Source organism: Kitasatospora sp. NPDC036755 (genome assembly GCF_040636595.1).
Taxonomy (GTDB): domain Bacteria; phylum Actinomycetota; class Actinomycetes; order Streptomycetales; family Streptomycetaceae; genus Kitasatospora.
In genome coordinates this window covers 1-9,137 of the sequence record NZ_JBEZUT010000343.1, presented here as the reverse complement: position 1 = coordinate 9,137, position 9,137 = coordinate 1, and the positions used below count along the sequence as shown (strand labels likewise).

Below are 9,137 nucleotides of genomic sequence, written 5' to 3'. Positions count from 1 at the left end.
GGGCCCGCTCCAGGTGGCCCGCGCCCACCACGAGGTCACCGGCGAGCCCGGTCTCCTGCTCGCCGCCGTCACCGAGCGGCTGGCGGCCTCGCGGGAGGTCGCCGAAGCGGCGCAGGCGGCCGCGGACCTGGGCGCGGCCGCCGCCGGGCTGCTCCCGGAGCTGCTCGCCGCGGTCGGCGACGACCCCGAGCCGACCGCCCCTCAGCTGGACGCCGCCATCGCGACGGCCCGGGCGTTCTGGCAGGTCGACGGCGACGCGGAGGAGGCCGTCCGGATCCTGTCCTCCGTGCTCGACCGCATCGCCGGGGGCCGGTCGTGGAACCGCTGGCCGGCGGTCCGCGCCCTGCGCGCCGCGGCCTCCCTCGGGGCGGCCGGCCAGGACCTCGTCCCCCGGCTGGAGGCGCTGCTCGCCGAGGCGGCGCACGCCGCCGGCGCCGCCCGCGCCCTGCTCGACATCGTCGACCCGGACACCCTCGACGTCGACCGCCTCGCGGCGGCCGCGCTCCACTCGGTCGTCACGGGCGCCGACGTCACGGGCGGCTGCGAGGCCCTGCACGCGCTGGGCGCCGCCGCCCGGGACGCCGACCTGGGCCGGTACGTCGGCGACCTCGTCGAGGGCGACCGGCGGATCGTCACCTCCGGCCTCCCGTACGAGATCATCGGCGAGGACGAGCGCCTGCGCGCCCTCCTGGCCGAGCTGTACTGAACCCCGCCGGAACCGGCCGGGTCGGTTCCGCCTAGGCTGGCCGGAGCCGAATGTCAGTGCCAGGCCGTAGCTTCGGAGGTGTCGGCGGGCCGGTCCCGAACCGGCCTCCCATCTCCGCTGCCCGAAAGGGGACTCCGCCGTGTCCGTCGCCGTCGAAGAGCAGGTCACGTACCTCGAACTGTCCGAGGACGAGGGGAGCGCGCACAAGTTCTACGAAGTGCGGCTCGCCGGCCAGGTGGTGACCGTGCGGTACGGGCGGATAGGCGAGCCCGGCCAGAGCAAGTCGACGACGTTCCCGAGCCCCGAGAAGGCGGCCGCCTCGGCGGCCAAGAAGATCGGCGAGAAGGTCCGCAAGGGCTACGCCCCGGCCGTCCAGGGCGTGCGCCAGCGCCGGGCGGTGACCAGGCGGGAGATCGTCAGCAGCCGTTCGACGGCCCGCCAGGCGCCGCTGCTGTGGCGCTTCCGCTCCGGCTCGCCCGCCTTCGGGATCTTCGTCGGCGAGGAGCACGCCTGGGTCGGCAACGAGCGCGGCGACGTCTACACCCTCACCCACGACGGCGAGGTGACGGGCCGCTACGGCCTGCCGGACGGCGTCAAGTGCATCGTCGCGGACGACTGGTGGATCTACGCCGGCTGCGACGACGGCAAGGTGTACGACCTGGGCGGCAAGATCCCGCGGGTCGCGTACGAGATCGCCCAGGACGTGGACATCTTCTGGCTCGACATCCACGACGGCGTGCTCGGCGTCGCCGACGAGCGCGGCGGCCTGACCACGGTCGACCACGAGGACGAGTTCCAGTGGCGCCGTCAGGGCGAGGGCCGGTCCGGCTGGATGGTGCGCTGCGACGCCGACGGCGTCTACCACGGCCACTCGCGCGGCGTCGCCCGCTACGACAACCGCAGCGGTGACCAGCGCTGGTACACCCCCACCCGGGGCGGGGTGCTGTTCGGCTGGCAGGAGGCCGACGAGGTGTTCGCCGGCACCGGGCAGGGCTGGGTGCACCGGCTGCGCAAGTCGGACGGCTCCGAGGTGGCCGCCTACCGCTGCGACGCCGCCGTGTTCTCCTGCGCGGCCTCCCCGGACGGCGAGTACGTCTTCGCCGGGGACAACCACTCCTCGGTGTACTGCTTCGCCGCCGACGGCACCCGGCTGTGGAAGCTCGCGACCGGCTGCGGCTCGGCGTACAGCATGCAGTACCGTGACGGCCGGCTCTACCTGGTGACCACGGACGGCTCGCTGGCCTGCCTCGACGCCGGCGAGCAGGCGGTGCGGGCGGCCGAGGCCGGCACGCTGCCGAAGACGGCCGAGGTCAAGGGCGCGGGCTGGGAGCCGGTGCTGGCCGGCACCGGGGTGGAGACGGTCTCGGTGGCCACCGCCCGGACGGGCACCGAGGTGGAGGTCGAGTGCGTCCAGGACGGCGCCCGGGTGCGGGTGCGGGTGCTCACGCCGGGCTACGACTCCTCGTGGCGGGTGCAGTTCCCCAAGGACATCCGGGTGCCCGGCGCCCGCTACCTGGTCGCCGAGGTGCGGGAGTCGGCCTCGGGCGGCTTCTACCGGGCGCGCGGCGAGATCAAGCGACTGCTCTGACCGGGGCGCGGGCGGCCGCCGTACGGGGCGGCCGCCCGGGGACGCCGGTCAGGCCAGGCGCAGCACCAGCTTGCCGGTGTTCTCGCCCCGGAAGAGCATCCCGAGGGCCTCCGGGAAGTCGTCCACGGTGCCCTCCACCACCTGCTCCTTGACCTTGATCCGGCCCTCCGCGATCCAGCCGGCCAGCTCGGCGGCCGCCGCCGGGAACCGGCGGGCGTAGTCGAACACCACGAAGCCCTCCATCCGGGCCCGGCGCACCAGCAGGGACAGGTAGTTGGACGGGCCCTGCACGGCGCCCTCGTTGTTGTACTGGCTGATCGCGCCGCAGACGACGACCCGGGCGTGCATCGCCAGGCGGGTCAGCGCGGCGTCCAGGACGGGCCCGCCGACGTTGTCGAAGTAGACGTCGACGCCGTCCGGGGCGTGGGTGCGCAGCGCCTTGCGGACGTCCTCCGCGCGGTAGTCGATCGCGGCGTCGAAGCCGAGCTCCCCGGTGAGCAGCGCGCACTTGTCGGGGCCGCCCGCGATGCCGACCACCCGGCAGCCCTTGACCTTGGCGATCTGCCCGACCATGGTGCCGACCGCCCCGGCGGCGCCGGAGACGACGACGGTCTCGCCCTCCTGGAGCGCCCCGACGTCCAGCAGTCCGAAGTACGCCGTCATCCCGGGCATTCCGAGGGCGCCCAGGTACGTCGACAGCGGCGCGAGCGCGGGGTCGACGGTGAGCGCGCCCTTCCCGTCCGACACCGCGTACTCCTGCACCCCGAAGGCCCCGACCACATGGTCCCCGACCCGGAACCCCGGGTGCTTCGACGCGACGACCTCCACCACCGAGCCCGCCCGCATCACCTCGCCGAGCCCCACCGGCGGCAGGTACGACGGCCGGTCGTCCAGCCAGCCCCGCATCGCCGGATCCAGCGACACGTACCGGGTCCGCCCGAGGAACTCCCCGTCCCCCGGCTCCGCCACCGGCTCCTCCCCGTGCGCCCAGTCCTCCGGTCGCACCTCCCCGACGGGCCGACGGGCGAGGCGGATCTGACGGTTGACTCCGGTCATGAGGTCTCCTGGGGGCTCGGGCCGTCTGGCGGCGGGCCCCGATTCTAAGCAAGCGCTTATTCATATGACTAGAGATTGTCCGGATTCGGCGGGTAGGCCCAGTGGCGCGTGCCCATGCGGGGGCGATGCGCCGGTAGCCTTTTCGCCGGGCAGCCCCTGAGCGCGGAGACCGCGCCGGACAGGAGGGCAGTACGTGAGCGCGGCACACATCGGCCCGGGAGACTGCAGTCGCGTGCCGAACCTGGAGCAGGCCCTCAAGTATGCGATTCAACACATTGCGGGTGAACGCGCCGAGATCGTCGAGGGAGTCATCACCCCCGCGTCGCCTTCCTGGGAGCACGAGAACACCGTTGACCTGATCCGCTTGCAGATCGGACCCCGCCAGCGGGAGCTCGGACTGCGGTCGGGCTCGGGCAATCTCGACCTTCCGGGTACCGAGAACTATTACATCCCCGATCTGGCCCTGGTTCCGGTCGAACTGGCCGTGAACAATCCTGGTGCGCTGCTCCCTGATCAGACCGTCCTCGTGGTCGAGGTCACCTCTCCGTCGAACGCCGAGACCGACCGGACCGTCAAGCGCCGGCGCTACGCCCAGTTCGGTGCGCCGCTCTACCTCCTGGTGGACCGTCAGGAGCAGGCGTGCACCCTGTTCTCCCGGCCGGGGGCGCTCGGCTACACCCGGGCCGAGGGGCCGCACCCGTTCGGCGTGCCGGTGCGGCTGCCCGAGCCGTTCGAACTCGACCTCGACACAAGCGAGTTCTGAAGGCGACAGGGGCCCGCGGCCCCCGACCGCTCAGTCCTGTCCGGGCTTCCAGCCGAGGGCGGGGCCGAGGCGGGTGGCCAGGTCGGTGAGGATCTGTACGTAGTCCTCGTGTCCGAAGGTGAACGGCAGGGCGAAGGCGACCTCGTCGACCTCGCGGTACCCGGCGTGGGCGTGCAGTCGTTCGACGAGCTCCTCGGTCGTCCCGACCAGGTCGGGGGCGAACAGCAGTCGGGCAGGCCCCTGCGGGGCGAGGGTGCGCGGGGTGCGGGCGAGGGCGTAGGCCCGGTACCTGGCGCGCTGCTCGGGGGTGGCGCTGTCGGTGGGGATGACCACCAGGCCCTGGGAGACCCGGGCGCGGGCGCCGTCGGGGTGGCGCTCGCGGAAGGCGCGGATCTGGGCGGCCTGGATGGCGGCGAAGTCGAACGGCCCCTGCCCGTCCTCGGGCTTCACGACGCTGCTGGTGAGCAGGTTGATCCCGTGCTCGCCGACCCAGCGGGCCGAGCGCAGGCTGCCGGCGCCGTACCAGAGCCGGGAGGCCAGGCCGGGGGAGTGCGGCTGGACGCGGCGGGAGTACGTCTCGATGCCCTCGGTGCCGGCGAAGTCGGAGGCGTCCTCGCCGCGGACCAGGGCGAGCAGCCGTTCGGCGCGCCGAGGGCCGAAGTCCTCGTGCTCGCCGGTGTCGGGGTGGAGTGCGCCGCGCACGTGCTCGTAGTGGGTGGGCGGGCCGACGCTGAATCCGGGGTTGAGCCGGCCGCCGGACAGCACGTCCACGGTGGCCAGGTCCTCGGCGAGCCGCAGCGGGTTCTCCCAGCCGAGCGGGGTGACGGCGGTGCCGAGCTGGATGCGGCTGGTGCGCTGGGTGGCGGCGGCGAGCACGGCGAGCGGGGAGGAGATGCCGTACTGGAGGTGGCGGTGGCGCAGCCAGGCGCTGTCGAAGCCGAGCTGCTCGCCGAGGGTGATCAGGTCGAGGGTGGACTCGTGGCCCCGGCGGGGGTCGGCCTCGTCGAAGAGGCCGATGGTCAGGAAGCCGAGTTTCCGCAGCGGGCGAGGGGCCTGCGACATGGTGGGCTCCGCATGGTGAGGGGGTGGCCGGGAGGGGGTGACTCCCGGACGGGGTGCGTTCCGGGTGCGATGGGGCTCCGGGCGTGACGCGTTCCGAACGGGGTGCGTTCCGAACGTAAGCAGCCGCCGTGCCGCGGGACAAGATCGACGCGCGATCCGGACACGGGCCCGCAACGGCCCGTAACGGGGCGCAACGCGGCGACACGTGCGGCGGCGGCCCGCACCCCGCCGAGGGGGTGGGGGCCGCCGCCGTGCGGTGGCCGTCAGCAGCTGCGCAGCTCCGGGCTCTGGTTGCGGATCTGGTTGTGCGGCGAGGTGAACTCCCGGTACGCCGCGCCGTCCTCCGTGCCGGGGCGGAAGGCGCCGACCCGGTGGCAGTTGACGAAGGCGAGCTTCACCCCGAAGTGGTTCTCCAGGCTGCCCCGGATCGCGTTGCTGGCGAGCGCGCGCAGCAGCTGGGCGCGCTGCTCGTCGCTGGGCGTGGTGTTGTCGGTGGTGAACTCCCGCTCACCGGTGGCGAGTTCGGTGCTGAGCCCGGCGACGACCTGGTAGGCGTACGGGAGCGAGGCGCGGACGGTGTCGAGGAAGTCGGCCTCGTCGACGCGGCCCTCCTGGGCCTGGGCGAGGAGGGCGGGGGAGACGTCGAGCGACATGGGTGTCCTCTTTCGGGGGCGTGTCGGGGCGTGTCGGGGCGTTCCGGGGGGCGTGCCGGGGTGTGTCGAGGCACGCCCGACCGCGCCCGGGCATGGCGGGCAGCGGTCGGCCGCAACGGTTGTCGAAGATGAAAACCATTGCAAGGAAGACTCTCCCGGTCCCCCTGACGCCCTGTCAAGCACCCCGCCCGGGAGGGCCGGCGGCGGGCTGCGGCACCGGACGGCCGACCTTGATCACGAACACCGCGATCGCCACCGCCAGCGCCGTGAACACCAGGCCCATCTGGAAGGCGCTGCCGATGCCGTGCACCAGCACCTGCGAGGAGTACGGGGCCGGGAGCCGCCCGGTCGCCCGGAACTGGGCGGCCTGCTGCGGGGTGGCCTGCCGGAGGAAGGCCGCGGCCTGCTGCCGGGCCTCGTTGCCGCTCGCCGTGCCGTACACGGTGACGAGGATCGACAGGCCGAGCGAGCCGCCGATCTGCTGGGTGGTGTTGAGCATGCCGGTGGCCGCGCCGGTCTCGCGCGGGGAGACCCGGGAGACGACGGTGAGGGTGGCGGGGACGAAGATCGAACCCATGCCGAAGCCGAACATCATCGTCGGCCCCAGGACGCCGCCGACGTAGCTGGTGCCGAGGTCGATCCTGGTCGCCCAGATCACCCCGCCCAGCACCAGCAGCGAGCCGGTCACCAGGAAGGGTTTCGGCCCGAAGCGCAGCTGGTTGCGGGCGGCGAACTGGGCGGCGGCGACGATGGCCACGCTGATCGGCAGGAACGCGAAGCCGGCCCGCAACGGGCTGAAGCCCAGGATCTCCTGCACGAACAGGGTGATGAAGAAGAAGATGCTGAACATCGTCGCGGCCACGCAGAGCAGCAGCCCGTACGCGCCGGAGCGGTTGCGGTCGCGGAACAGGCGCAGCGGGGTGATCGGCTGCGGCACCCGACGCTCGTTGACCAGGAAGGCGGCGATCAGCGCGACGGCGAGGCTGAACGAGGTCAGCGTCACGGCGTCCGTCCAGCCGTGGTCGGAGGCGCGGATGAAGCCGTACACCAGGGAGACCATGCCGGTGGTGGCGGTGAAGGCGCCGAGCAGGTCGAAGCGGCCGGGGTGGCGTTCGGACTCGTTGATGTAGAGCGGCGCCAGCAGGGCGATCGCGATGCCGATCGGCACATTGACGAAGAGCACCCAGCGCCAGGACAGCCAGGAGGTGAGCATGCCGCCGAGCAGCAGCCCGATCGCGCCGCCGGCCCCGGCGACGGCGGAGTAGACGCCGAAGGCCCGGTTGCGCTCCTGGCCCTCCTTGAAGTTGGTGGCGATCAGCGCCAGCGCGGTCGGCGAGGCGATGGCCCCGCCCACGCCCTGGAGCGCCCGGGCGGCCAGCAGCCAGCCGGAGGACTGGGCGACGCCGCCGAGCAGCGAGGCCAGGGCGAACAGCAGCACGCCGACAACGAACACCCGCCGCCGCCCCAGGATGTCGCCGGCCCGTCCGCCGAGCAGCAGCAGCCCGCCGAAGGTGAGGGTGTAGGCGTTGATGACCCAGGACAGGTCGGTGGTGTTGAACCTCAGCGCCTGCTGGATGTGCGGCAGCGCGATGTTCACGATCGTGATGTCCAGGACGACCATGAGTTGTGTCGCCGCGATGACGGTGAGTGCTACCCCCGGGTGCTGGCCCCGACGTGCGGTCGCGGGCGAAGCCTCGGCCAGGGCGCGCGAGGTGGCCATGGCAGGTCCCCCAATGGGTGAGGGGTCAGGAGCGGGTAGGGGAGACGGATTCATTCACCACTACCGACGGTATCCCCGGGACATAGGGAACACAATCGTTCATTACGTCCACAGCGGAGACGCGCCTGCTCGTTCCCGGGCCCGGGCCTCCGAGGGCCTCCTCCCCGTGCCGGGCGGTAGGTGTTCCAGGGGCCGCCCCTGCCCGACGCGGTCACCCCGCCCCGGCGGCGGGGCGGGGCGGCGCGGGCCCGGTCAGAGGGCGAGGATCCGCAGGGTGGAATTGACGGCGAGGTAGAAGGTGTGGGCGTCGGGGCCGAGGGCCAGGGCGGTCACCCAGGCGAGGCCGGTGATCTCCTCGCCGGGGACGAGGGCGCCGGTCGCGGTGTCCAGGGCGAGGACCGAGGCCTTGCCGTCGGAGCTGGTGAGGTCCTGCTGGAGCATGTACAGCCGGGAGCCGTCCGCGGCCACCGAGGGGTTCTGCAGCCACTGGCCCGGGGCGATGTCGAGGGTGGCGAGGGTGTCGGTGGCGAGGTCGACGGCGTATCCGGTGCCGTTGTTCCCCACGCCGTAGAGGCGGGTGCCGTCCGGGGAGAGGGCCAGGCTCGGGACGGCGCCGATCGGGGCGGGGGTGGTTCCCGCGACGGTCGGGGTCCCGGTGCCGGTGTCCAGCCGGACCAGGTTCTCGTCGGTGGCGGTGTACGCGGTGTCACCGTTCGGAGCCGTGACGATCGAGCCGAGGTAGCGGCCGGGTACCGGCACGGCGGCGGTGAAGGCCTGCTGCTGCGGGGAGAAGGACAGGACCCGGGCGCCCGGTTCGGCCGGGCGGTGGTAGCGGGCCGGTCCGTCCTGGCCGACGTAGACGGTGGCGCCGTCCGGGCCGACCGCCAGCGAGGTGAGGGCCCCGGGGAGGGTGCCGTCGGGTCGTGGCTGGTCCGGTGCCGCCATGCTGGAGACGACGGTGCCGGTGGCCGTGTCGATGGTGCCCAGGACGGACAGCGGTGCCTTGCGGGCGGTCGAGAACAGCACGTGGACGCGTGAGCCGTCCGGACTGACGGCCAGCGGCCCCGGACCGGCCCCGAACCCGGTGGACAGAGTCACCACCGCGGTGACCGCGCCGCTCTGGGTGTCGACCACCTTCACCTTCGCGCCGTTGGTGGTGTCCTTCACCGCGACGTAGGCCCTGCGCCCGTCCGGGCTGACGGCCACCGAGGCGGGTGAAGAGTCCAGTTCGACGGTCTGCGGGACGCCCGCCACCGGTCCGCCGGACGTGCCGCCGGACATGCTGCCGGACGTGCCGCTGGACGTGCCGCTGGACGTGCCGCCGACGGCGCCGGCGGTGCCGGTCCCGGTGAGCAGCAGCGCCCCCGCCACCGCCAGGGAGCCCAGCCAACGGGCCGTCGAGACAAGCGGGTTCATGGAATCCTCCCCTTCGTGCACCGCGGGTCCCCGCGGTGGAAGGACGACGCTACGGGAGGAACCCGGTCCGCGGTACGGCCTCACCCGGGAGGTGCGGGCCGCCGGGGGAGCGGCGGGCGGCCAGGAGGTCGCCGGGGCCGGAGGCGGTCCGCGACGGCCGGACCTCGGCGCAG

Annotated in this window: 7 protein-coding genes and 1 pseudogene; 3 read left to right on the top strand and 5 right to left on the bottom strand. The window is 73.4% G+C overall.

What is annotated here, in order from left to right:
- Both AB0E96_RS34305 and AB0E96_RS34300 read left to right on the top strand, forming a co-directional pair.
- Positions 1–706: pseudogene (locus AB0E96_RS34305) on the top strand (hypothetical protein); the annotation flags it as partial.
- 139 nt (positions 707–845) lie between these two features.
- A complete protein-coding gene (locus AB0E96_RS34300; protein ID WP_359829710.1) occupies positions 846–2,294 on the top strand; it encodes a WGR domain-containing protein in 1,449 nt (482 codons plus the stop codon).
- 48 nt (positions 2,295–2,342) lie between these two features.
- Here the strand turns inward: AB0E96_RS34300 and AB0E96_RS34295 are convergent, their stop codons facing one another.
- A complete protein-coding gene (locus tag AB0E96_RS34295) occupies positions 2,343–3,350 on the bottom strand; it encodes an NADP-dependent oxidoreductase (protein ID WP_359829709.1) in 1,008 nt (335 codons plus the stop codon).
- 232 nt (positions 3,351–3,582) lie between these two features.
- On the opposite strand from AB0E96_RS34295, the gene AB0E96_RS34290 reads away from it, so the two are divergent.
- Complete coding sequence (locus AB0E96_RS34290; protein ID WP_359829708.1) at positions 3,583–4,113, top strand: Uma2 family endonuclease; 531 nt, start codon at positions 3,583–3,585, stop codon at positions 4,111–4,113.
- A 30-nt stretch (positions 4,114–4,143) separates the two neighbouring features.
- On the opposite strand, the gene AB0E96_RS34285 is transcribed toward AB0E96_RS34290, so the two are convergent.
- The 4 genes from AB0E96_RS34285 to AB0E96_RS34270 form a co-directional block, all read right to left on the bottom strand.
- Complete coding sequence (locus tag AB0E96_RS34285; RefSeq protein WP_359829707.1) at positions 4,144–5,175, bottom strand: LLM class flavin-dependent oxidoreductase; 1,032 nt, start codon at positions 5,173–5,175, stop codon at positions 4,144–4,146.
- A 263-nt stretch (positions 5,176–5,438) separates the two neighbouring features.
- Positions 5,439–5,828, bottom strand: coding sequence for an SCO5389 family protein (locus AB0E96_RS34280; RefSeq protein WP_359829706.1), 390 nt, complete (start codon positions 5,826–5,828; stop codon positions 5,439–5,441).
- Positions 5,829–6,003: 175 nt separating this feature from the next.
- Positions 6,004–7,548: an MFS transporter gene (locus tag AB0E96_RS34275; RefSeq protein WP_359829705.1), complete on the bottom strand. Its 1,545-nt coding sequence runs from the start codon at positions 7,546–7,548 to the stop codon at positions 6,004–6,006.
- Positions 7,549–7,800: 252 nt separating this feature from the next.
- On the bottom strand, positions 7,801–8,964 hold the full coding sequence (locus tag AB0E96_RS34270; protein WP_359829704.1) for a YncE family protein: 1,164 nt from the start codon (positions 8,962–8,964) through the stop codon (positions 7,801–7,803).
- Positions 8,965–9,137: the final 173 nt, after the last annotated feature.

What these genes read in the sequence shown, in the direction of transcription:
- AB0E96_RS34295 (WP_359829709.1), bottom strand. Translation starts at nt 3,350, where the DNA reads ATGACCGGAGTCAACCGTCAGATCCGCCTCGCCCGTCGGCCCGTCGGG.
- AB0E96_RS34270 (WP_359829704.1), bottom strand. Translation starts at nt 8,964, where the DNA reads ATGAACCCGCTTGTCTCGACGGCCCGTTGGCTGGGCTCCCTGGCGGTG.
- AB0E96_RS34275 (WP_359829705.1), bottom strand. Translation starts at nt 7,548, where the DNA reads ATGGCCACCTCGCGCGCCCTGGCCGAGGCTTCGCCCGCGACCGCACGT.
- AB0E96_RS34280 (WP_359829706.1), bottom strand. Translation starts at nt 5,828, where the DNA reads ATGTCGCTCGACGTCTCCCCCGCCCTCCTCGCCCAGGCCCAGGAGGGC.
- AB0E96_RS34285 (WP_359829707.1), bottom strand. Translation starts at nt 5,175, where the DNA reads ATGTCGCAGGCCCCTCGCCCGCTGCGGAAACTCGGCTTCCTGACCATC.